Here is a 24571-nt window from a genome sequence, read left to right as displayed (position 1 = left end):
CTAGAGGATTTCCAGAATGCTCTCGAGGGGGCGTCCGATGCGGGTGCCCTTGTCGCTCTGGACGATGGGTCGCTCCACCAGCACCGGCTCGGCGATCATCGCCGCGCGGATCACGTCGTCCGAAGCGCCCTCAGCCAGCAGTTCGCCCGTCTTCGCCTCGCGCTTGCGCAGCATCCCCGACAGACCGACCCCGGTTTCCTTAGCCAGACGGTCCAGCGTCGCCGCGTCCCAGCCGGTCTTCAGATATTCGACCACCACCGGCTCAACACCCTTCTCCTGCAGCAACTCCAGCGCCTTGCGCGAGGTCGAGCATTTCGGATTGTGGAAGATCGTGACGGTCATCAGTAGGTCCGTTTCAGTTTTTCAAACATGCGTCCGCCTCGGAAGGCGGCGACATACATGGCTATTGTCGCGAGATTGACGAGCCACATCAGCGCACTGACGAAGGCGAACTCAAACTCGATCGACGAGCCGATCTTCAACAGGGCGCCGAAGCCGCCCAAAACGCCATAGGCCATGAAGGCAAGCATGATCGTCGGGATCACCCAGGTCGTGCGCCGCCACTGCACCACCGCCAGAACGACATAGACGACAGAGGCTACCAAAGTGATGGCAAGAGTGAACATAGGCATCATGCCCACGATGGCGTCCTGAATGGCGACTTGCTGAGCCGTCATGACCTGCCCCTTCTGCTGAGCAGCCAACACCTGAGCCAGCGCCTCGGTCTTCGGCATAGACAGCAGGCCGACGAACAACTGCAGGACGCCGATCCCCAGCGCCACAGCCCCGACCCGGGCCGCCCTCTGCGCCTCGACCATGCCGCGCGGCGGCGTGAGGGGATTGGCCGCGCGCAGCCATAGTTTCGCATTCTGGTTCACCGTCGCCCCCGACTGGAAAGCTCTACCTCTTAGAAGCAACCGGCGTTGTGGCAAGCCGCGTGATCGCCGCCGAGCCGCGCAATCCCCCCACATGCAGCACCACGCATAACAGCATGGCCGTCGCCGCGATCATTCCGCCCCAGGCCGGCACGCCCGCCACGCCCAGCGGCGCCCCGACCACCAGGCTGACGCCGGTCGAACTCAGTTCATACAGGGCCCAGGCCAGGCCGAAGACCGGCAGGATGCGGTTGGGCCGACGCCACTGCGCCCAGCCCAGAACCCCGGCGATCAAGGCGAAGAAGACCGCGAACCCCGTCGTCGCACCGCGAAACTCGGCATAGGCGGCGTCCGAGGCGTACCAGACCAGTCCTGCCTGCATCAGCCCAACCGCGCCCCACAGCCAGAAGGCGCGGGCGCTGAGGCGGGCCATCACCTGCGCCGTCGCCCCCGAATCGACGGGGCCGAACGGGTTGGGGAAGCTGAAACGACGGTTCATGCGCGACTCCTCGACTGCAGCGGCAAACCTATCCTGCACGCCCCCGTTTTCCCAAGGACAAGAGCGAGAAACCGCCCCGCCTTCACCTTTGCCCGGCCCCCGTCTAGTGTCGCCGTTATGCGGATCGAACCTCACGACCAGGCCGTTCTCGACCACGTCGCGGCCCAGGGCGACGCGATCGTCGCGCGGACCATCGACTGGGCCAATATCAATTCCGGCAGCCGAAACGCCGCCGGGCTGGCGCGCATGCTGGACGTGCTGGAGGCCGAGGCGCGTCGCCTGCCCGCCGCGGTCGTGCGTGTGCCCACGAAAGCCTCGACCACCGTGGCCGACAGCGGCGCCGTGATCCCCGAAACCTACGCCGACTGCCTGACCATCACCGCCCGGCCCGAGGCCCCGATCCAGGTCGTCCTGACCGGCCACTACGACACCGTCTTCCCCGCAGACAGCGCCTTCCAGACCATCGTCACGCGCGCCGACGGCGCCCTGAACGGTCCCGGCGTGGCCGACATGAAGGGCGGCATCAGCGTCATGCTGGCCGCGCTGGCAGCCTTCGAGACCTACCCCGACAAGACCCGCGTCGGCTGGACCGTGCTGCTCAGCCCCGACGAGGAGATCGGCTCGCCCGCTTCCGCCCCTCTGCTGGCGGCCCTGGGCGCGCGTGGACACGTCGGCCTGACCTATGAGCCGGCTTTGTCGGACGGCACCCTGGCGGGCGAGCGCAAGGGCAGCGGCAACTTCCATCTGATCGTCACGGGCAAGGCCGCCCACGCGGGCCGCGCCTTCCACGAGGGCGCCAATGCGGTAGCCGGCGCGGCCATGATCGCCGCCCGCCTGCACGGCCTGAACGGCCAGCGCGAGGGCGTCACCGTCAATGTCGCCAAGATCGCCGGCGGCGGCGCGCTGAACGTCGTGGCCGACAACGCCGTGGTCCGCTTCAACGTCCGCGTGCCGGATGCGCAAGCCGCCGCCTGGATCGACCAGACGGTGCGCTCCATCGCCGCCGAGCCGCCCTTCCCCGGCCTGACGCTGGACCTGCACGGCGGCATGACCCGCGCGCCCAAGCCGATGGACGCGTCGCAAACCGCTCTGTTCCACGCCGTCCGCGACGCGGGCGAACTGCTGGGTCAGACCATCGCCTGGAAGCCCTCCGGCGGTGTCTGCGAAGGGAACAACCTGCACGCCGCGGGACTGCCCAATGTCGACACCCTCGGCGTCGTCGGCGGCGAGATCCATTCGGATCAGGAGTTCGCCTGGCCCGCCAGCTTCGTCGAACGCGCCCAACTGTCCGCCCTGATCCTGTGCAAGATCGCCTCGGGCGAGATTGACGCGTTGAAACTGAAACAGCTCCGACTGGAGACCATGTAACCGCATGCTCGTTGTTCGTCCCGCCGGCCCCGCCGACCTTCATCACCTGCTCGAACTGGCCATCCTGTCCGGCCCCGGCTTCACCAGCCTGCCCGAAGACGCCGACGTCCTGAGCGAGCGCCTGGAACTCAGCCAGGCCAGCTTCGAGGGCAGGATCGCGCCGGAAGAGGCCTGGTACACCCTGATGCTGGAAGACGGCGACACGGGCGACATCGACGGCATCGGCTCGGTCAAGGCGACGGTGGGGCTGAAGCGGCCCTTCTTCAGCTTCCGCGTGGTCAACAACACCGTCCAGTCGCCCTCGCTGGGCGTGAAGCTGAACCATCAGACCCTGGTGCTGGTCAACGAGTGCACCGGTTGGACCGAGGTCGGCTCCCTGTTCCTCAAGGCCGACCGCCGCAAGGGCGGCGCCGGGCGCCTGCTGAGCCAGTCGCGCTACATGCTGATCGGCGCCCAGCCCGATCTGTTCGCCGACAATGTGCTGGCCGAGTTGCGCGGCGTCTTCACACCCGACGGCTACTGCCCCTTCTGGGACCATGTGGCGCACAAGTTCTTCCCGATGGATTTCGACGACGCCGACCGCATGACCGGCTCGACCGACAAGCAGTTCATCCTCGACCTGGCCCCACGTCACCCCATCTACATCGACCTGCTGCCCGAACCCGCCCGCGCCGTGATCGGCAAGGTCCACCCACAGGGCGTGCCGGCCATGGCCCTGCTGGAAAGCGAGGGCTTCCGCCCCAACGGCCTGGTCGACATCTTCGACGCCGGCCCCACCGTGGCCTGCGGCCGCGACAACATCCGCACCGTCCGCGACGCCCGCGTCCTGACCGCCCGCATCGAGAAGGAGGTTGAGGTCGAACTGCCCAGCCTCGTCTCGACCGACAGCGTCTCAGCTTTCCGCGCCGTCCGCGCCCGCGTTCTGGTCGACGGCGATCTGGCCCGCATGACGCCCGACATTGCCGCCGCCCTGAAGATCAAGGACGGCGCTGTCGTCCGCGTGAAATCCTGAATCGAGTAGCCGCCATGACCCGTTTCACCTCCACCAACCCCGCCACCGGCGAAACCGTCTGGGAAGGCGAAGCCGCCTCCGTCGAACAGGTCGGCGCCGCCGTCGAGGCCGCCCGCAATGCCTTTCCCGACTGGGCCGACCGCCCGCGTCAGGACCGCATCGACGCGGTGAAACGCTATCAGGCGGTGCTTAAGGAACGCGCGCCTGAAATGGCCGAGGCCATCAGCCGCGAAACCGGCAAGGCCCTGTGGGAGACCAAGACCGAACTGTCCTCGATGGCGGGCAAGGTCGACATCTCGATCCGCGCCTATGACGAGCGCACCGGCGAGCGCACCACCGACACCGCCTTCGGCCGCGCCACCCTGCGCCACCGCCCGCACGGCGTCTCGGCGGTGCTTGGCCCTTTCAACTTCCCCGGCCACCTGCCCAACGGCCACATCGTCCCGGCCCTGCTGGCGGGCGACACGGTCGTGTTCAAGCCGTCCGAGGAAACGCCCCTGACCGGTCAGCTGATGGCCGAATGCCTGGACGCCGCCGACCTGCCCAAGGGCGTGTTCAACATGGTGCAGGGCGGACGCGACACCGGCGCGGCCCTGCTGGACCAGCCCATCGACGCCCTGATGTTCACCGGCTCGGGCGCGGCGGGCGCGCATTTCCGGCGCAAGTTCGCCGACGATCCCCACGTCATCCTGGCGCTGGAGCTTGGCGGCAATAATCCGCTGGTCGTCTGGGACGCCGCCGACGCCGAGGCTGTCGCCGGCATCGTGGTCCAGTCCGCCTTCGTCACCACCGGCCAGCGCTGTTCATGCGCCCGCCGCCTGATCCTGCCGGAAGGCGCCGCGGGCGACGCCATCGTCGAGGCCGTGGCGGCCATGTCCGACCGCCTGAACTTCGCCCCCTGGGACAGTGATCCCGAGCCCTACGCCGGGCCGCTGATTTCGGAAAAGGCCGCTCAGGCCGCACTACAGGCCCTGCAACAGCGCATCGACCTGGGCGCCAAGGTCATCCGCGCCTCCGGCCCGGTAGACAACCTGCCCGGCGCCTTCGTGAAGCCCGCCATCATCGACGTGACCGGCCTGAACGTCGCAGACGAAGAGATGTTCGCCCCCTTCCTCCAGGTCATCCGTGTGCCGTCCTTCGACGCCGCCATCGCCGCCGCCAACGCCACCAAATACGGCCTGTCCGCCGGTCTGGTCAGCGACGATGCGAAGAACTGGGACCGCTTCATCAACCGCATCCGCGCGGGCGTGGTGAACTTCAACCGCCCGACCACGGGGGCGGCCGGCGACATGCCCTTCGGCGGCCTCGGCGCCTCCGGCAACCACCGCCCCAGCGCCTACTACGCCGCCGACTACTGCGCCTACCCCGTCGCCAGCTTCGAAGCCGGCGCGGTCAAGAACATCGAAAGCGAGATCAAGGGGCTGCGGGGGTGAGGCGAAGGATTGGGCCGGAGACTCTTCGCGACAGGATCGCCGCCTGCTGGAAGCCGTTGCTGATTTCAATCGCGGCCGCCACGGCGATCACGGCGCTTGTTCGCGGAATCGAATTTCTGATCCCAACCGGTCAGTACAGGGATCTAGTGATCGTATGGGCTGCCATTTTCCTCGCCCTCATCATTCCAGCTTGCCTCCACCTCTGGCCAAGGAACCGGCCCGCCACCCTATTTCTCCTGACCCTCGCTGCGATAATCCTGCTGATCGAAGTCCGGTTCGGAAACAGCTTTCTACTGTCCACCGGTCTCATTGAACCCGTCATCATCCCGCTGCCTCAGTAACGTCATGACCCAAGCCATCGAAGCCAACGCTGACGGTCTGATCGGGCCGACCCACTCCTATGCGGGCCTGTCGCCGGGCAACCTCGCCTCCAGCCTGAACAAGGGCGAGGCGTCGAACCCGCGCGCGGCGGTGCTGCAGGGTCTCGACAAGATGAAACGGCTGGCCGACCTGGGCCTGCCCCAGTTCGTCCTGCCGCCGCACGAACGGCCCAACATCCCCTTCCTCCGCTCGCTCGGCTTCTCGGGCAATGACAAAACGGTGCTGGCCAAGGCCTGGCGCGACGCCCCGGCCTTCGCCGCCGCTGCCTGTTCGGCCTCGCCCATGTGGGCCGCCAACGCCGCGACGGTGACGCCCAGTGCTGACGCCGCCGACGGCCGGGTCCACTTCACCCCCGCCAACCTGCACACCAACCTGCACCGCTCGCTGGAGCATCAACAGACCAAGCGGGCGCTGGACGCCCTCTTCCCCGACGCGAGCAAGTTCGCCGTCCATGACGCCCTGCCCGCCGTCGCCCATCTGGCCGACGAGGGCGCCGCCAACCACGTCCGCCTGTGCGCCACGCACGGCGGTCGCGGCGTCAATCTGCTGGTCTGGGGCCGGGAGGCCTTCGAGCCCTGGGAGGGCCGCTTCCCCGCCCGCCAGACGCGCGAAGCCAGCGAGGCCGTCGTACGCCGTCACGAGGCGGGTCGTCCGGTCCTGGCCCAGCAGTCGCGCGCGGCCATCGACGGCGGGACCTTCCACAATGACGTGGTCTGCGTCGGCGCCCTGGACACCCTCTTCTTCCACGAGATGGCCTTCGAGGACACGGACGCGACCAAGGCCGCCATCCGCCGCGCCGCCGACGGCCTGTTCGAGCCGCAGTTCGTCGAGGTCTCCGCCGCCGACCTGCCGCTGGCCGACGCGATCAGCAGCTATCTGTTCAACTCCATGCTGATCCAGATCCCGGGCGAGGACCGCCTGACCCTGATCTGCCCGACCGAGACCCGCGACAACGCTCGCAGCCATGCGGTCGCGCAAACGCTCGCCGCCTCCAACGGCCCCATCGGCCGGGTCGAATATGTCGATGTGCGCCAGTCGATGAGGAACGGCGGCGGCCCCGCCTGTCTGCGTCTGCGCGTCGTCCTGACCGACGACGAACTGGCCGCGACCAACCCCGCCATGCGCATGACCGACGAACTGCACGGCGCCCTCAGCATCTGGGCCCTGCGCTGGTATCGCGACAGCCTGACCGCCCAGGACCTGGCCGACCCCGCTCTGCTGGACGAAACGCGCGGCGCCCTGGACGAACTGACTGGCATCCTGGGGCTGGGAACGGACTTCTACCCTTTCCAGCGGGACTGACGCTGTTCAGGGCCAGGCGTCGCAATCCGACGCCTCAATCCCGAAGAATCAAAGGGTTTGCGCGCAGCCGACACGCATTTCCTCGCCATCCTGGCTCCCCGCGCCATCATGCCCTCTCAGGCAGCAGCGCGGAGATTTCAGACGATTCAGACGAATTGGACTCTGTCTTTCGGCGCGCCCGTCAGGCCGCGAACCGTCCGCCCTTGGCCGCATAGGCCTGGGTCCCGCGCGTAAAGACCTGATCGCTGGGCAGGATGGTCTCGATCGGCAAATCCTCCGCCCCCTTCAGCCGCTCGTACAGCGGACCGAAGTCCTGCAAGGTCACCGCCTTCAGCTCCTCGATGCTGTCGATGACGAAATAGACCTGCTGGAAGTCGTCGATCCGGTAGAGGGTCTTCATCACCCGCTCCAGATCGAAGCCCAGACGGTTGGGCGAGGCGTCTTCCAGGCTGAAGACGCTCTCGGTCGCCGACGAGACGATGCCCGCGCCATAGATGCGCAGCCCGTCGGCCTCCTTCATCAGGCCGAACTCGACCGTGTACCAATACAGACGCGCCAGCTTGTCCAGCATCCCCAGCGACGCCGCCCGCTGCCCGCCCTTGCCGTAGGCCTCCATATAGGCGGCGAAGTCGGGGTCGGTCAGCATCGGCACATGGCCGAAGACGTCGTGGAAGATGTCCGGCTCCTGGAGGTAATCCAGCTGATCCGGCTTGCGGATGAACTGGCCGGAGACGAAGCGGCGGTTGGCCAGGTGGTCGAAGAAGACGTCCTCGGGCACCAGTCCGGGCACGCAGACCACGGTCCAGCCGGTCAAAGCCTGCAGCTTGGGGTTCATCACCTCGAAGTCGGGAATACCGCCGGTGTTGAGGTCCAGGGCGTCCAGCCCGCGCATATAGGCCTCGCAGGCGCGACCGGGCAGGATCTTCATCTGCCGGGTGTAGAGAGTGTTCCAGGTCTCGTGTTCGACGTCGGTATAGGCCGCCCAGTTCTGGGGGATGGTCCAGTCGGCGGCGGCGCCTTCGGGCGGGGCTTCAAAGACGTGCTCGAAATCGGACATGGGAACGCTCCTCGCGGCTCTGACGGCCGTTGGGGGCAGATTAGCGCGCCCTCAAGCCGTCGTCACGCACGTCTATTGCAGCCTTTGCGAGCGCGGCGCGTGACGGCCGTGCGAGTCGACGGTGAACCACTCCCGCTCGTCCTCCGGCGACAGGGGCTCAATCTCCGGCGAGGCCACCAGGGCGTCCTCGGCGGCGTAGGCGATCACCCCGCCATCGGCGTCGGCGATAAGGATGCGATAGAAGGGCTGATCGCTGGCGACCACGCCCGTCTCTGCGGCTGGGCCTGCGTAGGTGGCGTCCACATCCATGACCAGGCCGTGGAAGGCGTGGTCGCGATGCCGGACGATCTGTCCGAGGCCGAACCGGGCTGTGTGAACCTGGGTCATGCTGCAACCAATACGCCTGACAGGCTGAAGCGGATGCATCCGGGCCGTTCATCTGTGCGACAGAATGTCTTGGCTTCGCCACATAGGCCGGTTTAACCTGATCAGGACGGGCGCCGCTTCGGACCGCCCACATGAAAGCTCGGCCCATGCCGGAGACCCCTGGCGCGCCCGCACGGCGCGACGCGCGGTCCCAGCCCACGAAGTCCCGCAATTCCGGGGCTTCCGGTCGCGATGCGCCCCTCTATGGCGCGCTCGACCTGGGGACCAATAATTGCCGCCTGCTGATCGCGCGCCCGTCGCGCGACGGGTTCCGGGTGGTCGACAGCTTCAGCCGGATCGTCCGGCTAGGCGAAGGCCTGTCCCAGACGGGTCGGCTGGACGACCGCGCCATGGACCGGGCCTACGACGCCTTGGCCCTGTGCGCCGAACGGGTGGCCCGCAAGGGGCTGGACGCCAGCCGCCTGACTGCCGTCGCCACCCAGGCCTGCCGCGCCGCCGACAACGGCCAGGCCTTCGTCGAGCGCGTGCGGCGCGGCACCGGCCTGAAGCTCAAGATCATCGACCCGGCGGAGGAGGCCAGCCTGTCGGTCGCCGGCTGTCTGAACCTGTTCGATCCCAAGGCCGAGGCGGTTCTGGTCATCGACGTGGGCGGCGGCTCGACCGAGCTGTCATGGATGACGCGCAGCGCGCGCGGGTTCGAGAACAAGGGCTGGATGTCGGCGCCACTGGGCGTCGTCACCCTGGCCGAACGTCACCCGGAACCGGCGGGCGACACCGAAGCCTGGTTCGAGGCCATGGTCGCCGACGTGGGCGAGCATCTGGCCGCGGGCGGTCCTAACGACGCCTCGGTGCGCCCCCTGTTCGAGAGCGGACGGGTGCACATGGTCGGCACTTCGGGGGCCATCACCAGCCTGGCGGGCATCCATCTGGGCCTGCGCCGCTATCAGCGCGACCTGGTCGACGGCCTGTGGATGACGCGCGCCGACTGCGAGGCAGCGGCCTTGCGGCTCAAGCGGCTAGGGCCAGCGGGCCGGGCGGCGGAAAGCTGCATCGGCCCCGACCGCGCCGATCTGGTGCTTGCGGGCGCAGCGATCCTGGAAGCAGTGCAGCGCGCCTGGCCCTGCGAGCGCGTGCGTGTCGCCGACCGTGGCCTGCGCGAGGGCCTGCTGCTGCAAAGGATGCGCGAGGACCGCCAGAAGCCCCGCCGACGCCGTCGTCGGGGCCGCTCCAACACTCAGGCGGCCGGCGCTCCGGCCACCTGAACCGGCAGTTCGACGTCGCAGACTGAGAAGTCCGCGCCCCTGGCCTGACGCGACGCCTCGGCCAAGGCGCGGAACCGGGCTGAGCTCGTGTCCAGCACCTGCACCGAGGGTCGTTCAGCCTGCGGCAGATCCGAAGCCACACGCACCCGCGTCATCTGATCGGGGCCAGTGACGATGCCGTCCGGGTTAGGGCTGGCCTTCAGCGACCGCACCACATCCAGGCCCGACACGACGCGGCCCCAGATGGTGTAGCGCTTGTCCAGCGACGGATAGGGCTGACGCATCAGGAAGAACTGGCTGTTGGCGCTGTCGGGCGCATCGTCGCGCGCCATGCCCGCGACGCCGGGGCAGTACAGACCCCAGGCGTGGACCTTGTGATCCGCCGTCGTGGCCATATAGGCGTCCGGCTGGGTCTGAACCGGCACGGAATGCAGGAAGCCCAGGACGGCCCCGGCGGGCGCGGCCACGGGCGTGAACGGGGTCTGGGCGTCGCGGCGGAAGGTGAATTCGGCCTTCAGGTCAGGATAGGGGCTCTGCCCCTCGCCCGTGCCCAAGGGATCGCCGGTCTGGGCCATGAACTGATCGATCACCCGGTGCCAGACGACCCCGTCGTAGAAGCCGCGGCCCGCCAGCAGGCGGATACGCTCAACATGGCCGGGCGCCAGTTCGGGTGTCAGTTCGACCAGGACGCGCCCCTTGTTGGTGTCAATCACCAGCAGGTTCTCAGGCGCAACCGCCCGCCACTCGCTCGCAACGACGGCGGGAGCCGCAGCGGTCGGCGGCGCCGTCTCCTGCGCCCAAGCCGCCCCGGCCAGCGTGAGGGCCAACGTCGCCGCCAAACCCGTTGAAAAGCGCATCCTCGTCCCCTCCCCCAATTGAAACTCAGCCGCCCGCGACCTCGACCACCGGCTGCACGTCACAAATGCCGAACTGGGCGCCGCGGGCGGTGCGAGCAGCCTCAACGGCGGCGTTGAAGGCTGCCGAGCCGGGCACGGCCACGCGCACGTTCGGGCGCTGGGCTTCGGGCAGGGCCGAGGCCAATTGCACCTTGGTCATGACGTCCGGGTCCGTGACCTTGCCGTCCTCGGCATCGCTGCCCGCCTTCAGGGCCTTGACCACGTCAAGACCTTGAAGCACCCGACCAAAGGTCGTGTAGCCGCCGTTCAGATTATCGTTCTGGCCCGTCATCAGGAAGAACTGGCTATTGGCGCTGTCCGGCGATCCCGCCCGCGCCATACCCGCCACGCCGGGACAAAACAGGCCGCCAGCCCCTACCTTGAAATCGGCGGTGACGAACATCTGGGCGTCCGGCTGGGTCGCAATCGGCAGACTGCCCATGATGCCGCGCACGCCCGGGCCGCTGTTCTCTACGGCGACAAAACCACTGTCGCGTCCGCGACGGAAGCTGAACTCGCCCTTCACGTCCGGCAGATCGCTGCCGCCCGCGCCGGTGCCCTGCGGGTCGCCGGTCTGGGCCATGAAGTTCGGGATGACGCGATGGAATTTCAGGCCGTCATAAAAGCCGCGGTTAGTCAGGGTGCGGATGCGCTCGATGTGGTTCGGCGCGGCGCGCGGTTCCAGTTCGACCAGAACTCGACCTTTAGAGGTGTCGATCACCATCAGGTTGTCGGGCGCGACTATGCGCCACTCCGCCGCCTGGGCCGCCGCGGTGCCCGCAATCATCGAGACCGCAGTAGCGGCCAGAAGCATCTTGAGGTTCATTACCTATCCTGAATCTAGCGCAGCACCTTGGCGCGCACCTGGGCGGCGACCGCCGGGCTGACAAAGCTCTCGATCGCGCCGTCCAGACGGGCGATCTCCTTCACCAGCCGCGAGGCGATGGCCTGATGGCGCGGATCGGCCATCAGGAACACGGTCTCTATGTCGCTGTTGAGGCGCTGGTTCATGGCCGTCATCTGGAACTCGTACTCGAAGTCCGCGACCGCACGCAGGCCGCGCACGATGACGTTGGCGTTCACCTCTTCGGCGAAATGCATCAACAGGCTGCTGAAGGGTCTCACCTCGATATCGGCGTTGAAGCGCGCGACCTCCGCCTTCAGCATCTCGACGCGCTCGGCCGTCGAGAACAAAGGCCCCTTCTCGTCATTCTGGGCCACGCCGATGACCAGGCGGTCAACCAACTTGATCGCCCGCCCGATGATGTCCATGTGGCCGTTCGTGACCGGGTCGAAAGTCCCCGGATACAGTCCGATGCGCATGGCCTTCGCCTCCCCGCGTTTCGACCCGTTTAGCAGGTGCGAAATCAACGGCCTAGATCGTCTGACATGGGTTTGATCGCCAGGCGTCGATCAGCCGCGCGATCAGGGCCTCCGCCGGGCCGAACCGATGACCGTCGATCGCCGCGACGGCGCAGGCGGGCGTGGCGCTGTTGCAGATGAAGGCGGCGTCGAAGCGCGCCAGATCGGACAGATGCACTGAGCGGATGACGCTGCTCAGGCCGAAATCCACCATCCCGCGTTGCAGCAAGGCCTGCCCCGTTCCGCCCAGCATGGGCGCTTCGGGCCAGACCACCGTCTCGCCCTGAAGAAAGCCGATGTTCCAGATGGAGCCTTCGGAAACGCGTCCGTCGCCATCGACGAACAGGGCGTCGTCGAACCCGGCCAGAACCGCCTGCCGCCGTGCGCGGGTCAGGCCGAACGTGGCGGCGTGCTTCAGGTGCGGGACTTCGCGGGCATAGACCTGTGTCTGGAGACGCAGCGGCGTCGTCAGCGGCGTGGCAGGCGGCGACAGAGTCGTCAGGACGCGCGGCTGAACCACCGCCTGCGGCGCGCGCAGGCTGATGGCGTCGGAGAAGAGATTGACCCGCAGACTGAACCGGCCCGCGCGCCCGTCCAGCGCCTGTCGCATCCGTTCACGCAACAGGGCTTCGGGCACGGCGAGGCCGAACAGGTCAAGGGCTTCAGCCTCCAGTCGGACCAGATGCAGGTCCAGACCCCGCACCGCGCCGTCCTCGACCTGCATCGAGGTGAAGGCGCCGTAGTTGGACAGGACGAAATGGCCCAGATCGTCGGCGCCGGCGGGCCGGCCGTCGATCTGCATCAGAACGTCAGCCATGCCCGCCGTCATGCTCGCCTGAGAGCCGATCAGCCCTCGCCGCCCTCTTCGATCACAGCCTCGTCCGCGCCGTCATCGTCGCCGCCCGAATCGGGCAGGCGCTCGACCGAGACGACCTTCTCGTCCTTGCCGGTGCGGAAGATGGTCACGCCCTGGCTGGAACGGCCCACGATGCGGACCTGGCCGACCGGGGTGCGGATCATCTGGCCGCCATCGGTGACCAGCATCAGATCGTCGCTTTCCTCGACCGGGAAGGCGGCGGCCAGACGCGTGCCGGCACGACCGCCCAGGCCGTGGGCCGTCAGCCCCTGCCCGCCGCGACCCGTGCGGCGATACTCATAGGCCGAGGACCGCTTGCCGAAGCCAGTTTCCGTAACCGTCAGGATGAACTGCTCAGCCGCGCCCAACTCGGCGATGCGTTCGACCGACAGGGCGGCGTCGCCCGCATCCTCATCGTCGGCCTCGACCGTGACGGCTTCGTCTTCCGCATCCGCGCCGGCCAGGGCCTTGCGCATGGCGTTGGCGTGCTTGACGTAGGCGGCGCGTTCTTCCGGCGAAGCATCCACGCGGCCGAGGATGGCCATTGAGATGACCTCGTCGCCATCCTGCAGTCGGATGCCGCGCACGCCGGTCGAGTCCCGGCCCTTGAACACGCGCACGTCGTCGGCCTTGAAGCGGATCGCACGGCCCAGGGCCGTGGTCAGCAGGGCGTCGTCCTCGGCGTTGCAGATGGCCACACCGACCATGCGGTCGCCGTCTTCCAGCTTCATGGCGATCTTGCCCGCACGGTTCACCGTGGCGAAGTCGCTGAGCTTGTTACGCCGCACGTCGCCCGACTTGGTGGCGAACATGATGTCGTAGTTGTCCCACTCGGACTCGTTTTCCGGCAGCGGCAGCACGTTCATGATGCTGTCGCCCGGCTCGATGGGTAGCAGGTTGACGAAGGCCTTGCCGCGCGACTGCGGATTGCCTAGCGGCAGACGCCAGGTCTTCAGCTTGTAGGCCTTGCCGTTGGTGGCGAAGAACAGAACCGGGGTGTGGGTCGAGGCCGAGAAGACGCCGGTGATGGCGTCCTCGTCCTTCATGGTCATGCCCGACTTGCCCTTGCCGCCGCGATGCTGGGTCCGATAGGCGTTGAGGGCCACACGCTTGACGTAGCCGCCGTGGGTGACGGTGACGACCATGTCCTCACGCGGGATCAGGTCCTCGTCCTCCATCTCGGCGTCGCCTTCCCCGATCAGGGTGCGACGCGGCACGGCGAACTGATCCTTCACCAGAAGCAGGTCTTCGCGGATGATGGCCAGGACGTTGGCGCGGTCCGACAGGATGGTCAGGTGGCCCTGAATGGTGTCGGCCAGGCCGCGCGCCTCGCCGAAGATGTCGTCACGGCCCAGGCCGGTCAGACGCGACAGGGTCAGGGCCAGGATGGCGCGGGCCTGTTCGTCAGTCAGGCGGATCTTGTCGCCGTCGACCAGAACCGTGCGCGGGTCGGCGATCAGCTCGACCAGGGCCATCATGTCGCCGACAGGCCAGGCCTTGGCCTGCAGCCGCTCGCGCGCCTCGGCCGGGTCAGCCGAGCTGCGGATGATGTGGATGACTTCGTCGATATTGGCGACGGCCACGGCCAGACCGACCAGGACGTGGCCCCGGTCGCGGGCCTTGGCCAGCTCGAACTTGACGCGGCGGACGACCACTTCCTCGCGGAACTCGAGGAAGAGCTCCAGCAGCTTGCGCAGCCCCATCTGCTCGGGACGGCCGTGGTTCAGCGCCAGCATGTTGACGCCGAACGAGCTTTGCAGCGCCGTATAGCGGAACAGCTGGTTCAGGATGACGTCGCCCGAAGCGTCGCGCTTCAGCTCGATGACGATCCGCATGCCCTGACGGTCGGACTCGTCACGGACGTCGGAAATGCCTTCCAGACGCTTCTCGCGCACCATTTCGGCGATGCGTTCGATCAGGGTCTGCTTGTTCACCTGATAGGGCAGTTCGGTGATGACGATGGCATCGCGATCCTTGCGGATCTCCTCGACCGAAGCCTTGCCGCGCACGATGACCGAGCCACGTCCGTCGCGCAGCGCATTGCGCGGCGCGGTGCGGCCCATGATCTCGCCGCCCGTCGGGAAGTCGGGCCCGGGCACGATGTCCAACAGGGCCTCGTCGCCCATGTCGGGGTTGTCCAGCAGCGCCACGGCCGCATCGACGACTTCGCCCAGGTTATGCGGCGGGATGTTGGTCGCCATGCCGACGGCGATGCCGCCCGCGCCGTTGACCAGCAGGTTGGGAATCCGCGCCGGCAGGACGACGGGCTCCAGTTCCTTCTCGTCGTAGTTGGGCTGGAAATCGACCGTGTCTTTTTCGATATCGGTCAGCAGGGCCACCGCGGCCGGGGCCATCTTGGCCTCGGTGTAACGCATGGAGGCTGGCATATCGCCGTCGACCGAGCCGAAGTTGCCCTGACCGTCGACCAGCATCAGCCCCATCGAGAAGGGCTGCGCCATCCGCACCAGGGCCATGTAGACCGAGGCGTCGCCATGCGGGTGGAAGCGACCCAGCACGTCACCGACGACGCGCGCGCACTTCGAATACGACCGCTCGGGCGTCATGTTCAGGTCGTGCATCGAATAGAGGATGCGGCGGTGAACAGGCTTCAGACCGTCGCGCGCGTCCGGCAGGGCGCGGCTGACGATGACGCTCATGGCGTAGTCGAGGTAGGAGCGTTTCAGCTCGTCCTCGATCGTGATGATGGAGATGTCGCCGGGCGCCGAAGGTGCGGCGTTGTCGTAGCTGTCGTCGGTCAAGGAAATCAGGCTTTAAATGGCCGGAATCGGAACGTGATCCGCTGTTCCGGTTTCTAGCATCCGGGGGGCGTTGTGGCAAAGAAACGCCGCTGATATCCCCATGCCCAAAAGGACAGGAAAACCATGCGTCTGACTGCTGCCGCCCTCACCGCCTTCGCCGCGACTTCGCTGCTCGCCGCCAGCGCCTCTGCTCAGAGCCATGATCATGCCGCCATGGGCCACGGCGCTCACGGTCAGGCCACCGCCATGGATCACTCCGCCATGATCCCGCGCGCCACGCCGGGCCAGACGGGACAGGCCGCGATCATCAACGGTCAGGGCGCGGAAATCGGCAAGGCGACGCTGACGCAGGGCGCCACCGGCCTGCTGATCAAGGTCGAGGTTGCGGGCCTGACGCCTGGCTGGCACGGCATCCACATCCACGCCACGGGCCAGTGCGCCGCCCCCTTCACCTCGGCGGGCGCCCACATCAACCACACCGATCCCAAGACGCCGCACGGTCTGCTGAACGCTCAAGGCCCTGACGACGGCGACCTGCCCAACCTATACGCCGCCGCCGATGGCAGCGCCCACGGCGAGTTCTTCACCACCCGCGCCCGCATCACCCAGGACGGCCCCGGCCAGTGGCTGTGGGACGCCGACGGCTCGGCCCTGGTGATCCACGCCAACCCCGACGACCACAACAGCCAGCCCATCGGCGGCGCGGGCGACCGCGTGGCCTGCGCCGTTCTCAGCGCCAACTAAGCTCCGATCAGACCTTGGCGGGGGCGCCGGCGCGCAGGCCGCGCTCCCCCAGGGCGACCGTGACCACGCCGATCAGGGCGATGGCCACCCCGGTCAGGATCTGCGGCGTCAGCACGTCGCCCATCCACAGCCAGCCGATCAGGATGGAGACCAGCGGCGAGCCCAGCAGATAGGGCGTCACCCGCCCCGCCTCGCGCCGCTGCACCAGCCAGAAGACCAGACTGGTCGCGAACACCGACGAAATCAGCCCCGCCCAGACCAGGGTGCCCCAGACGATGGGCGGCGCGATCTGAGCCGCCTCCCACTGCCCCGTCTCGAACACCAGCGATCCCATGGTCAGCGCCGGGAAGGCCATCAGGGCCAGCAGCCCCTGCATCTTCAGCGGCGGGATGGAGGTGGTCCGGCGCGCGATCACCGTCGTCAGCGCCCAGGCCGAGGCGCCCAGTGCTCCCACCGCGATCGCCTTCCAGTCCTGCAGGGCGTGCGGGTCCAACGTCATCCAGGCCACCCCGACGAAGGCGATGACCAGGCCGACCGTGGCCATCCGGCTGATCCGCTCGCCCAGCAAGAGGAAGGCGAACAGTGAGGTCAGAGGGATCCACAGCTGGGTCGCCACCGTCACCGGGCTGACGTCATGGGCCAGCCAATAGGCCAGGTAGATCAGCCCATAGTGGATCGGACCGCCTACCACGGCGATGATCAGCAGGCTCTTCCAGTTCGGGAAGGGCGGCCGCACGAACCAGATCAGGCAGGCGCCGGCGATGGCGAAGCGCAGGGCCCCGACCATCAGCGGCGGCATGACCTCGGTGGCGATCTTGGCGGCGGCGTTGTTGATGCCCCAGATCAACATCACCGCGATGATGGCGGCGATCTCGAGCAGACTCAGCGGGGAGTGGCGATGGCTGGACACCGTGACCTGATGCCACAGGCCGCCGTGAAAGGCCCGTCACGTTCGATGACCGCTCTTTTCCGTCATCCTCGCCCTAGTCTTCGCCCGACAGGATGCTATGCCCCGCCCCTTCGCGAAACCGAGGCAGACTGATGAACCGCACGCTGGCCGCCCTGATGATGACCGTCGCCGCCTTCAGCGCCGCGCCCGCACTGGCGCAGACCGCCAAGGGACCCAGCAACGTGGTCTCGCCCCAGCCCCTGCCCATCGACGACAGCCGCCCGCGCGTCTTCCTGGGCGGCAGCATCGACATGGGTGGCGCGCCGGACTGGCAGGCGGCGATGACCTCGGCCCTGGCCGACATGGACGTGGTGATCCTTAACCCCCGCCGCCCAGACTGGAACCCCGAGTGGCGTCCCGAGGCTGACGAACCCGAGTTCCGCCGTCAGGTCGAGTGGGAGCTGGCCGCGCTGGAATCCGCCGACGTCATCGTCATGTATTTCGCGCCCGGCACCCAGAGCCCCATCAGCCTGCTGGAAATGGGCCTGCACGCGCGCGGCGGAAAGCTGATCGTGCTGGCTCCGCAGGGCTTCTGGCGCAAGGGCAATGTCGACATCACGGCCCAGGCCTATGGCGTCAAACAGGTTCAGTCCCTGCCCGAACTGACCGCCGCCGTCCGTGAGGCGCTCAGCGACGCCGCGTCCAAAGGCCGCTTCGCGCGCTAGAAGACCGGCTTGGCGACCATCAGGGCGTAGATGCCGATCACGCCCGCAAAGGCGGGCCAGCCCAGGATAAACCAGGCCCTGAACAGGCGGTGATAGGCGGACGGCAGGGGCGTTCCCGCCGCCTCCGCGCCCTCGGCCAGTTTGACCATCCGCCACTGGAACCAGACCACCGGCAACCAGCAGGCGCCGATCAGGACATAGAGGGCGTAGGCCGCCATCAGCCAAGGCTCGGTCAGGGCGTAGCCCTGCAGATGGATCAGGGCCAGGCCGCTGAGCGGCTGAACCACCACGGCGCTGGCGGTGAAGACGAAGTCGGCCATAACCACGATCCGCCCGACCGAAGCGACGGTGCGCGGGTCCCTGGTCGCATGGGCCCTCAGCATGAAGAAGGCGATGCCCGCCCCGGTGCCGAACAGGACCGCACCCGACAGGATGTGGATCACCTTGAGGATCAGATAGGTCATCAGCGCCGCGCGTCCGTCGCCGCCACGAACAGGCACAGCGCCATCATCGGCAGGACCTTCAGCCACGCCCCCAAGGGATCGATCCAGTAGTGCGGCAGGCTGAGCGTCCCGGCGATCAGATAGCCCACGGTCGACAGACACATGAAAATGGCCACCCGCGCCGTCCACGGCCGCACGAACAGGGCCAGGCCCAGCACCACGTCCAGCAGCGCGCCCCACCAGGCGATCGGCCCCGCCCAGCGCCCGAATCCGCCCTCGTGCAGGATGGCCAGAGCCCCGTTCCAGCCGGGGCCGAAGCTGATCAGGCCCGTAATCAGCCAGAACAGGCCCAGGGTCAGGATCGACACCGGCCGCACGAACCACAGCCGCGCGTGCCATACGTCCTGAACCGAGGCCGGGGTCTCGGCCAGAAAGCGCGAGAAGCCGCGCGCGTTGATGCCGAACCGCTCGGTCCAGCCGCTGTCCCGGCCGGACACATCGTGATCCATCTGGCGGATTGCCGTGGTGCGGATCGGCGAGGACCAGCCCAGTCGGCCCAGCAGGTCGCCGATCATCAGGGCCGGCGCCGCCAGCGCGCGCGGAACCCGGATCACCGGCGCGGACAGCAGGCCCAGCCAGCCGCGATAGAGCCGCACCGTCTCGGCCATGGTCACGGCCTCCGGCCCCGGCATGTCGAAGGTTTCGCGGCTCGGCGCGCCCGGCTTCAGCGCGGCGACGACGGCCGCGCTGAAGTCGCCCAGGGCGATGGGCCGGAAGGTCTGATCGCCGCAGACGACAGGGCTGAACAGGGGAAAGGCCGCCAGCGCCCGGATCAGGCCAGTGCCGCCGAAGGCTGCGCGGTCCACCACCAGCGACGGGCGTAGGATCAGCCAGTCCAGAGCGCTGGCCTCGACCAGACGCTCGGTCTGGGCCTTGGTGCGGGCATAGGCTGTGCCTGCCGCATCGTCGGCGCCGACGGCGGAGATGTGGATCAGACGCCGGACCCCGGCGCGCTCGCAGGCCGCGATCAGGGCGCGCGGTCCCTCGACATGGGCCAGACGTGTGCTGTCCCCTGCCCCGTCCTGCAAGACGCCGACGCAGTTGATGACGGCCTCGACGCCGTCCAGCAGCGGCGCCCAGGCCTCGACCGTGGTCAGCCTGGCGAAATCGGCGCAGACCCAGTCGAACGTCGGCGCCCGCCGCACGGCCTCAGCGGGACGCCGGGCGCCCGCGCGCACCGACCAGCCTTCACGCGACAGCGAGGCGGCCAGATGCGAGCCGATAAAACCGTTGGCTCCCAGAACGAGAACCCGCCCCCCGTCGCTCATCCGTCTATCCCAGAATTCGGTCGTTGAGATCCGCCCCCGAAGGCGGCAGGGCGCACCAGGCCTGACCCGGAAACCGCCGCCGATATCGCGCGACCAGGCCATAGGCGAAGTCGCGGATCGGTCGGGGAATCAGCCGGGCCGCCACGGCGGCGCGATAGGGAAACGGCAGGGAGGCCGCCAGATGCAGCACCCCGTCCGAGCGACTGATGGCGCGCCCGTCCTCGATCACCAGCATGGTGGAAGGATCGTCGGGCGACAGACCGTAGTGGGCCAGCAGGGCCCGGCCCAGCACCGACTGCGTCGGCGCCAAACGAAAACGCGGACCATGCTTCAGCAGGGTCCGCGCGGAATGGGAACAGAGGGCGCAATCGCCGTCGAACAGGACCAGCGGCCGGTCGTCCGGGAAGGACGGCACGGCCGGGTCGTCGCGGTAACTGTAAGCCCCCCGGCCCACGTCAGTTTTCAGACCTTAGAACGGGATGTCGTCGTTCAGGTCGTAGCTTTCCTTGGGACCCGAGGGCTTGTTGGCGCCGCCGGTCGAGAAGCCCGAGGAGTAGTCGTCGTCGTTGCGACCGCCGCCGTAACCGCCACGATCACCGCCGCCCATGCCGCCGCCCTGGCTGTCGTTACGACCGCCCAGCATGGTCAGCTGGCCGTTGAAGCGTTGCAGCACGATCTCGGTCGAGTATTTCTCGACGCCTTGCGCGTCCGTGTATTTGCGGGTCTGCAGCGAGCCCTCGATGTAAACGGTCGAGCCCTTCTTCAGATAGTTCTCGGCCACCTTGACGATGTTCTCGTTGAAGATGACCACCGCATGCCACTCGGTCTTTTCCTTGCGCTCGCCGGTGGCCTTGTCGCGCCATTGTTCCGAGGTGGCGATGCGCAGGTTGGCGACGCGGTCGCCGCTGTTCAGCGTGCGGATTTCCGGATCGCGGCCCAGATTGCCGATGAGGATGACCTTGTTGACGCTGCCCGCCATGACCGATGTCCTTTTATATTCTTGCCGTCGATCCCTAGCGGATTGCGACGGAATGTTCCAGTTTTGTTCACGCCCGAGCGGGCGGGAATTTTAGGGGGCGACAGCGACGGGGCGACCGTCGATCTCGCGCTGGATGGCGCCCGGGATGGCCAGGCGACCATCGCCGGTCCGCGTCAGGGCGAAGAAGCGCTGCCCCGTCAGAGTCCTGCCGAACTTCACGCCGCCCCGATCAATGAAGATAAACTGTCCCTGATAGGCGCCGATCATGTCGCGGTTGTTGCCGCCCATGCTGAGGAAGCGCAGGCGCATTTCCTCAAGCCGCGCGGCGCAGAACTCGATCTGCGGCTGGTCGCGGGCGACGACGTTGACCTGGGGCGCGGACTTGCCGTCCTCGGCCAGGACCACGTGATAGCAGACACCTGGCTCGGTGGGAGCCTCGACGCCCTTCTGGGCGCAGGCGGCGGCGGCCAGTCCGAGCGTGCTCAGCGCGGCGACGGAAACGATCTTGCGGTTCATCAGCCCAGCTCCGGGAACTGACAGCTCCGATCCTGTTGGGCCAGGGTGCGGAAGCGGGTGTTGTCGGTCGACTGCTCGACGCGACGCGGGACCAGACGCAGGGTGGTGTCGCCCCAACGGCCGTACTGGGCCTCGCCCGGACGGACGCAGGTGCCGGCGTACAGGGCCTGCACACAGGCGCCCAGGCTCATGCCGTTGCCGATCGAGCGCCATTCCGAGCCGGTGTGACGCAGGCAGGCCGTGGCCGAAACGGTAGCCGGCGCCTGACGATTAGGCTCGGCAGGCGATGCGCCCTCGTCGGGCGTCACCGTGACAGTCGGCTCAGCCGGAAGCTCAGGCGGCGGAGCGAAAGCGGCGGTCGGCGCGGCGGCCAGGGCGCCGGTGGCGTCCAGTCCGACGTCCAGGGCGCTGGTGGCCACGCCGTTGCGCTTGGCGCAGTCGGCCAGGGTGGCCTGACCGACAAACTGTCCGTCGACGAAACAGCGCAGTTCACGCGCGGGCTCCAGCGTCGGGGCCTCGGCCAGATCGATGGTCAGCCCCCCCTGCGACGCGGGCGGCGCCTCGGTCGGCTTGTCCCGTCCGGCGCTGAACACCAGGGCCGCCGCAACGGCGGCGACGACGGCCAAGCCGCCCCCGACGATCAGAACGGTACGATTATCTTTTGGAAGGGCCATGCGGGACTCGACGCCAATGATGGCCCCAATAACCCCGCCGACGCCGCGCGCGTCAACCTAAAGCGGGGGTGCGCGCTTCCTGAGACGGATCGGCTGGGGAGGAATCGCCTCTCAACCGCGTCTCACCGGCGATCAACCCGTCAGGCGGGCAAGCGCGGCCTGATAATTGGCCAGCTGGGCCTTGAGATAGGGCGGCGCCGAGCCGGTGACCTTGGGCTTGCTGCTGTCGGGGTCCAGGGCCTTGTATGCGTCGCGCAGAGCCTTGATCGCCAGTTGAATGGTGCTGGTCGCCGCCTTGGCCGCCTCGGCGTCCTTCAGGCTCAGGGTCTTGGGCAGGTCCAGGCCAAAGGTCTTCAGGTCGCTCTTGCTCGGACCGATATAGCCCGGCGTCAGACCCAGGCCCGCCAGGGCGTCGCGCCCCGCCTCGCCGGCCCGCAACACCGCGCCGTCGCGCCCGTCGGCAAAGGTGATGGAAAGGCGCTGCACGCCGCCCGCCGTGATCTTGGTGTCGCCGTCCAGTCCGGTGACATGATCCTTGTCGGTCTTGATCGTGACCTTCAGCGTGCGGCCAGACGCGGTCTCGATCTTGCGCGCCAAGGTCTGCAACGTCTCCTTGGCGTCGATGGTGACGGCGACCGAACGCCCGGTCGTGCCGGAGGTGACATAGAAGCGGTCGCCTGCCCGCAACGAGGTGGCGTCCACCAGTTGCTTGGAATCCGACTGCGGGATTTCGCCCTGTGGCAGGCCCAGCTTGTCCAGGACGCTGGCCCCGCCCGTGGCCACGGCGATGGTCATCGGCGCAGCCTGACGATCAGCGCCGGTCCATGTCTGGCTCCACTCCACTGCGCCGGTCGCGGGATCAAGACGCGCCAGATAGCCCGAAGTCGGATCCTCGGCCTTGGCCCCCACGGTGCGGTCGGAAATCCCGGTCAGCCAGACCTTGCCGTCGACGATCTTCACATCGGCGGCGGTGTCGTCGCCGGCCCCGCCGTAATAGGTCAACCGGTCGCTGGCCGAGGCGCTCAGATCGCTGTTGATCACCGCGACGAAGGCGTCCGTGCCGCCGGAATGGGCCGCGTTGATCTGGCCGATGTCCAGGGCGCCGTTGCGCGTCGCGCCCGCCAGGATCACCTGACCGTTGACCACTGAGATGCCGGCGACCTCGCCGCTGGCGTGGCCCAGGTCGCGCGACGACAGCAGCGTCGGCGATCCGGTGGCGTCGATCTGGAACTGACGCACCACCATGCGGCCGTTCTCGACCCCGGCGGTGTATAGCTTGTCGCCGTCCGTGGTCATGGCCTGGACATTGTCGTCCCCGGCCGTGCCGAACTGGCTGATCCCGGTGGCGGTCGCGGTGATCGGCGCCAGGCTGTGAATCCGGCTTTCGCTGAAGGCCTGGACATAGCCGTCCCAGCCGCCCGACCCAAGCGCGCCCGGCATGGAGGACTGCGAGCGCCCGGCGACATAGACCCGGCCGTCGGCGCCGAACGACACCGCCGTGGCCTCGTCCGCCGCCTTGGCGCCGCGACGCTGGGTCCACTGTTCCACGCCCTTGGCGTCAAAGACGGTGACGAAGCTGTCGGCCAGATTGGCGTCGGCGCCCGACGCACCCGGCACCAGCGCCCCGACCACGGAACCGGCCACGGCCACGCGGCCGTCGGCGTCCACGGCGATGGCGTAACCGCTGGCGGTGGAGGCGGCGCCCAAGGCGCGGCTGAGCACGACCTTGCCCGCCGAATCCAGCTTCATCAGAACGACGTCGCCCTGCCCCTTGATCGGCTGGGTCGAGGTTCCGGCGCTGACGTCGGCGACGATCCACATGGAGCCGTCCGGCCCCGTAGCGCTGGCGCGCACCGTCTCGACGCCCTCCGGCAGGCCCGATTGGCCGACCTGACCATCGACCCAGAAGGCTTCGCCGCTGGTCTGGCCGGCGCCTTCCTGAAATTTCAGGACCTCATGGCCGCCGCTCTTGCCGACGCCCTGCACCACATAGACGGCGTCGGACGAGGTCACCGGCGTGAAGCTGACCTTCTCATAGGACACGCCCTGCAGGTTCAGCGCCCATTTGTCGGGGCCCGCCGGCAGGGTGATCGTCTTGTCGCCGCTCTTGATGACGCGCGGCTCGGACGGCAGTTGCTCGCGCCCCATGCGGGTCTCGACGCCCGCCGCCTCCAGCTTGCTGTTGATGTGGGTCACCACCGACTGCATCGTACGCGGGTCCGAGCCCATCTCGGCCAGGTCGATGGCGATGACCTGATCGCCGCCGGCCTTCTTGATGGTGATGTTGAACTTCACATCGCCCTGGAAGGCGGCGACCTCGTCGCCCAGAGCGCCCGTATGCACCGCGCCGGTGACGTATTTGGCCGAGTCACGCGGCACGGCGGCGCCGGTCTGAGCCTTGGTTTCGGACTTGCCCTGGACCATGCGCACGCCGTCGAACTTGGCCTCGCCCAGATAGGCGGACAACTCGGCCAAACCGGCGTCCATGCGCTTGGTCAGTTGCGCGCGCTCCAGCGCCGTCAGGTTCTTCTGCCCCGCCCGGTCCGAAATGGCCTCCAGCATGGTGAGGCCCTGATACATGGCGAAAATCTTGCGGTAGTCGCCGGAAGAGGCGTTCTTCACGTCCAGCGTGGCGGCGTCTTCGTTGATCAGACGACGACCGCTGAGCGCGGCGCGCAGCAGGTCCGACTGGCTCTGCGGCTTGACCGAGGTCGACCAGGGCGCGGTCGGCTGCTTCTTCACCGCGACCGAAGTCGAGCCGAGTCCCCCCGAGAATGTCGAGGTTCCGCCGTACAGGCCCAGAAGATAGCTGTTGTTGATCACA

Annotated in this window: 25 protein-coding genes; 7 read left to right on the top strand and 18 right to left on the bottom strand. The window is 67.9% G+C overall.

The features are described 5' to 3' along the window. The 3 genes from arsC to ACIQTU_RS06905 are packed head-to-tail and all read right to left on the bottom strand — an operon-like array spanning position 1 to position 1374. Positions 1-342 (bottom strand): arsenate reductase (glutaredoxin), encoded by a 342-nt coding sequence (gene arsC, locus ACIQTU_RS06915; RefSeq protein WP_400544355.1) that lies wholly within the window; start codon positions 340-342, stop codon positions 1-3. Further along, entirely contained in the window at positions 342-878 is a 537-nt protein-coding gene (locus ACIQTU_RS06910; protein ID WP_400544352.1) for a hypothetical protein, read from the bottom strand. The genes arsC and ACIQTU_RS06910 overlap by 1 nt, the downstream gene beginning before the upstream one ends. A 22-nt stretch (positions 879-900) precedes the next feature. After that, positions 901-1374, bottom strand: a complete 474-nt coding sequence (locus ACIQTU_RS06905; RefSeq protein ID WP_400544349.1) for a hypothetical protein — start codon at positions 1372-1374, stop codon at positions 901-903. Between the two features lie 117 nt (positions 1375-1491). Here ACIQTU_RS06905 and ACIQTU_RS06900 point away from each other — a divergent pair, with 117 nt between their 5' ends. The 4 genes from ACIQTU_RS06900 to astB all read left to right on the top strand — a co-directional run bounded on the left by ACIQTU_RS06900 (position 1492) and on the right by astB (position 6870). Then, on the top strand, positions 1492-2742 hold the full coding sequence (locus tag ACIQTU_RS06900) for a hydrolase (protein WP_400544346.1): 1251 nt from the start codon (positions 1492-1494) through the stop codon (positions 2740-2742). A 4-nt stretch (positions 2743-2746) separates the two neighbouring features. Beyond that, positions 2747-3754, top strand: a complete 1008-nt coding sequence (locus tag ACIQTU_RS06895; RefSeq protein WP_400544343.1) for an arginine N-succinyltransferase — start codon at positions 2747-2749, stop codon at positions 3752-3754. Between the two features lie 14 nt (positions 3755-3768). Next, on the top strand, positions 3769-5187 hold the full coding sequence (gene astD, locus ACIQTU_RS06890; protein ID WP_400544339.1) for a succinylglutamate-semialdehyde dehydrogenase: 1419 nt from the start codon (positions 3769-3771) through the stop codon (positions 5185-5187). Positions 5188-5532: 345 nt separating this feature from the next. After that, a complete protein-coding gene (astB, locus tag ACIQTU_RS06885) occupies positions 5533-6870 on the top strand; it encodes an N-succinylarginine dihydrolase (protein ID WP_400544329.1) in 1338 nt (445 codons plus the stop codon). 181 nt (positions 6871-7051) lie between these two features. On the opposite strand, the gene phhA is transcribed toward astB, so the two are convergent. Further along, positions 7052-7927 (bottom strand): phenylalanine 4-monooxygenase, encoded by an 876-nt coding sequence (phhA, locus tag ACIQTU_RS06880; RefSeq protein ID WP_400544326.1) that lies wholly within the window; start codon positions 7925-7927, stop codon positions 7052-7054. 72 nt (positions 7928-7999) lie between these two features. Beyond that, a complete protein-coding gene (gene hspQ / locus ACIQTU_RS06875; protein WP_400544323.1) occupies positions 8000-8314 on the bottom strand; it encodes a heat shock protein HspQ in 315 nt (104 codons plus the stop codon). Positions 8315-8460: 146 nt separating this feature from the next. On the opposite strand from hspQ, the gene ACIQTU_RS06870 reads away from it, so the two are divergent. Beyond that, on the top strand, positions 8461-9576 hold the full coding sequence (locus tag ACIQTU_RS06870; protein ID WP_400544320.1) for a Ppx/GppA phosphatase family protein: 1116 nt from the start codon (positions 8461-8463) through the stop codon (positions 9574-9576). Here the strand turns inward: ACIQTU_RS06870 and ACIQTU_RS06865 are convergent. From ACIQTU_RS06865 to gyrA, 5 genes are read right to left on the bottom strand one after another with little or no spacing between them, the layout of a single operon-like run. Next, positions 9549-10433, bottom strand: coding sequence for a peptidylprolyl isomerase (locus ACIQTU_RS06865; protein WP_400544318.1), 885 nt, complete (start codon positions 10431-10433; stop codon positions 9549-9551). The genes ACIQTU_RS06870 and ACIQTU_RS06865 overlap by 28 nt on opposite strands. 25 nt (positions 10434-10458) lie before the next feature. Beyond that, on the bottom strand, positions 10459-11298 hold the full coding sequence (locus ACIQTU_RS06860) for a peptidylprolyl isomerase (protein ID WP_400544315.1): 840 nt from the start codon (positions 11296-11298) through the stop codon (positions 10459-10461). A 14-nt stretch (positions 11299-11312) separates the two neighbouring features. Beyond that, entirely contained in the window at positions 11313-11795 is a 483-nt protein-coding gene (gene coaD, locus ACIQTU_RS06855) for a pantetheine-phosphate adenylyltransferase (protein ID WP_400544311.1), read from the bottom strand. A gap of 52 nt (positions 11796-11847) precedes the next feature. After that, positions 11848-12651 carry an aminotransferase class IV family protein gene (locus ACIQTU_RS06850; RefSeq protein WP_400544308.1) on the bottom strand — a complete coding sequence of 268 codons (804 nt, stop codon included), beginning with the start codon at positions 12649-12651 and terminating at the stop codon, positions 11848-11850. Between the two features lie 29 nt (positions 12652-12680). Then, positions 12681-15449: a DNA gyrase subunit A gene (gyrA, locus tag ACIQTU_RS06845; RefSeq protein ID WP_400544305.1), complete on the bottom strand. Its 2769-nt coding sequence runs from the start codon at positions 15447-15449 to the stop codon at positions 12681-12683. A gap of 123 nt (positions 15450-15572) precedes the next feature. On the opposite strand from gyrA, the gene ACIQTU_RS06840 reads away from it, so the two are divergent. Further along, positions 15573-16193 (top strand): superoxide dismutase family protein, encoded by a 621-nt coding sequence (locus ACIQTU_RS06840; RefSeq protein ID WP_400544302.1) that lies wholly within the window; start codon positions 15573-15575, stop codon positions 16191-16193. Between the two features lie 7 nt (positions 16194-16200). On the opposite strand, the gene ACIQTU_RS06835 is transcribed toward ACIQTU_RS06840, so the two are convergent. Then, positions 16201-17103, bottom strand: a complete 903-nt coding sequence (locus tag ACIQTU_RS06835) for a DMT family transporter (protein ID WP_400544299.1) — start codon at positions 17101-17103, stop codon at positions 16201-16203. 131 nt (positions 17104-17234) lie between these two features. Between ACIQTU_RS06835 and ACIQTU_RS06830 the strand changes: the two genes are divergently transcribed. Next, on the top strand, positions 17235-17807 hold the full coding sequence (locus ACIQTU_RS06830) for a nucleoside 2-deoxyribosyltransferase domain-containing protein (RefSeq protein ID WP_400544296.1): 573 nt from the start codon (positions 17235-17237) through the stop codon (positions 17805-17807). Here ACIQTU_RS06830 and ACIQTU_RS06825 read toward each other — a convergent pair. From ACIQTU_RS06825 to ACIQTU_RS06795, 7 genes are all read right to left on the bottom strand, one after another. Next, positions 17804-18271: a DUF2269 family protein gene (locus ACIQTU_RS06825; protein ID WP_400544293.1), complete on the bottom strand. Its 468-nt coding sequence runs from the start codon at positions 18269-18271 to the stop codon at positions 17804-17806. The genes ACIQTU_RS06830 and ACIQTU_RS06825 overlap by 4 nt on opposite strands. Then, positions 18271-19578 carry an SDR family oxidoreductase gene (locus tag ACIQTU_RS06820; RefSeq protein ID WP_400544290.1) on the bottom strand — a complete coding sequence of 436 codons (1308 nt, stop codon included), beginning with the start codon at positions 19576-19578 and terminating at the stop codon, positions 18271-18273. Before ACIQTU_RS06820 ends, ACIQTU_RS06825 begins: the two co-directional genes overlap by 1 nt. A gap of 4 nt (positions 19579-19582) precedes the next feature. Then, entirely contained in the window at positions 19583-20032 is a 450-nt protein-coding gene (locus tag ACIQTU_RS06815; protein ID WP_400544287.1) for a thiol-disulfide oxidoreductase DCC family protein, read from the bottom strand. A gap of 15 nt (positions 20033-20047) precedes the next feature. Next, entirely contained in the window at positions 20048-20557 is a 510-nt protein-coding gene (gene ssb, locus ACIQTU_RS06810) for a single-stranded DNA-binding protein (RefSeq protein WP_400544284.1), read from the bottom strand. A 90-nt stretch (positions 20558-20647) separates the two neighbouring features. Further along, the gene (locus ACIQTU_RS06805; RefSeq protein WP_400544281.1) at positions 20648-21073 is read right to left on the bottom strand and encodes a hypothetical protein; all 426 of its coding nucleotides are present in this window, start codon (positions 21071-21073) and stop codon (positions 20648-20650) included. Beyond that, positions 21073-21747, bottom strand: a complete 675-nt coding sequence (locus ACIQTU_RS06800) for a hypothetical protein (protein ID WP_400544278.1) — start codon at positions 21745-21747, stop codon at positions 21073-21075. The genes ACIQTU_RS06805 and ACIQTU_RS06800 overlap by 1 nt, the downstream gene beginning before the upstream one ends. 132 nt (positions 21748-21879) lie before the next feature. After that, positions 21880-24570, bottom strand: a complete 2691-nt coding sequence (locus ACIQTU_RS06795; RefSeq protein ID WP_400544275.1) for a transcriptional regulator — start codon at positions 24568-24570, stop codon at positions 21880-21882. Position 24571 lies beyond the last annotated feature (1 nt).

The sequence above is a fragment of the Brevundimonas sp. NPDC090276 genome (assembly GCF_044772165.1).
Lineage (GTDB): Bacteria > Pseudomonadota > Alphaproteobacteria > Caulobacterales > Caulobacteraceae > Brevundimonas.
The sequence above is the reverse complement of the archived record's forward strand: the minus strand, read 5'-3'. Positions and strand labels throughout refer to the sequence as shown.

Excerpts from the sequence above, each read along its gene's own strand:
- ACIQTU_RS06905 (WP_400544349.1), bottom strand. The coding sequence starts at position 1,374 with ATGAACCGTCGTTTCAGCTTCCCCAACCCGTTCGGCCCCGTCGATTCG.
- ACIQTU_RS06900 (WP_400544346.1), top strand. The coding sequence starts at position 1,492 with ATGCGGATCGAACCTCACGACCAGGCCGTTCTCGACCACGTCGCGGCC.
- ssb (WP_400544284.1), bottom strand. The coding sequence starts at position 20,557 with ATGGCGGGCAGCGTCAACAAGGTCATCCTCATCGGCAATCTGGGCCGC.
- hspQ (WP_400544323.1), bottom strand. The coding sequence starts at position 8,314 with ATGACCCAGGTTCACACAGCCCGGTTCGGCCTCGGACAGATCGTCCGG.
- ACIQTU_RS06895 (WP_400544343.1), top strand. The coding sequence starts at position 2,747 with ATGCTCGTTGTTCGTCCCGCCGGCCCCGCCGACCTTCATCACCTGCTC.
- arsC (WP_400544355.1), bottom strand. The coding sequence starts at position 342 with ATGACCGTCACGATCTTCCACAATCCGAAATGCTCGACCTCGCGCAAG.
- ACIQTU_RS06865 (WP_400544318.1), bottom strand. The coding sequence starts at position 10,433 with ATGCGCTTTTCAACGGGTTTGGCGGCGACGTTGGCCCTCACGCTGGCC.
- ACIQTU_RS06830 (WP_400544296.1), top strand. The coding sequence starts at position 17,235 with ATGAACCGCACGCTGGCCGCCCTGATGATGACCGTCGCCGCCTTCAGC.
- ACIQTU_RS06805 (WP_400544281.1), bottom strand. The coding sequence starts at position 21,073 with ATGAACCGCAAGATCGTTTCCGTCGCCGCGCTGAGCACGCTCGGACTG.
- ACIQTU_RS06850 (WP_400544308.1), bottom strand. The coding sequence starts at position 12,651 with ATGGCTGACGTTCTGATGCAGATCGACGGCCGGCCCGCCGGCGCCGAC.
- ACIQTU_RS06820 (WP_400544290.1), bottom strand. The coding sequence starts at position 19,578 with ATGAGCGACGGGGGGCGGGTTCTCGTTCTGGGAGCCAACGGTTTTATC.
- coaD (WP_400544311.1), bottom strand. The coding sequence starts at position 11,795 with ATGCGCATCGGACTGTATCCGGGGACTTTCGACCCGGTCACGAACGGC.
- phhA (WP_400544326.1), bottom strand. The coding sequence starts at position 7,927 with ATGTCCGATTTCGAGCACGTCTTTGAAGCCCCGCCCGAAGGCGCCGCC.
- ACIQTU_RS06870 (WP_400544320.1), top strand. The coding sequence starts at position 8,461 with ATGCCGGAGACCCCTGGCGCGCCCGCACGGCGCGACGCGCGGTCCCAG.
- ACIQTU_RS06860 (WP_400544315.1), bottom strand. The coding sequence starts at position 11,298 with ATGAACCTCAAGATGCTTCTGGCCGCTACTGCGGTCTCGATGATTGCG.
- astD (WP_400544339.1), top strand. The coding sequence starts at position 3,769 with ATGACCCGTTTCACCTCCACCAACCCCGCCACCGGCGAAACCGTCTGG.
- ACIQTU_RS06800 (WP_400544278.1), bottom strand. The coding sequence starts at position 21,747 with ATGGCCCTTCCAAAAGATAATCGTACCGTTCTGATCGTCGGGGGCGGC.
- astB (WP_400544329.1), top strand. The coding sequence starts at position 5,533 with ATGACCCAAGCCATCGAAGCCAACGCTGACGGTCTGATCGGGCCGACC.
- ACIQTU_RS06825 (WP_400544293.1), bottom strand. The coding sequence starts at position 18,271 with ATGACCTATCTGATCCTCAAGGTGATCCACATCCTGTCGGGTGCGGTC.
- ACIQTU_RS06840 (WP_400544302.1), top strand. The coding sequence starts at position 15,573 with ATGCGTCTGACTGCTGCCGCCCTCACCGCCTTCGCCGCGACTTCGCTG.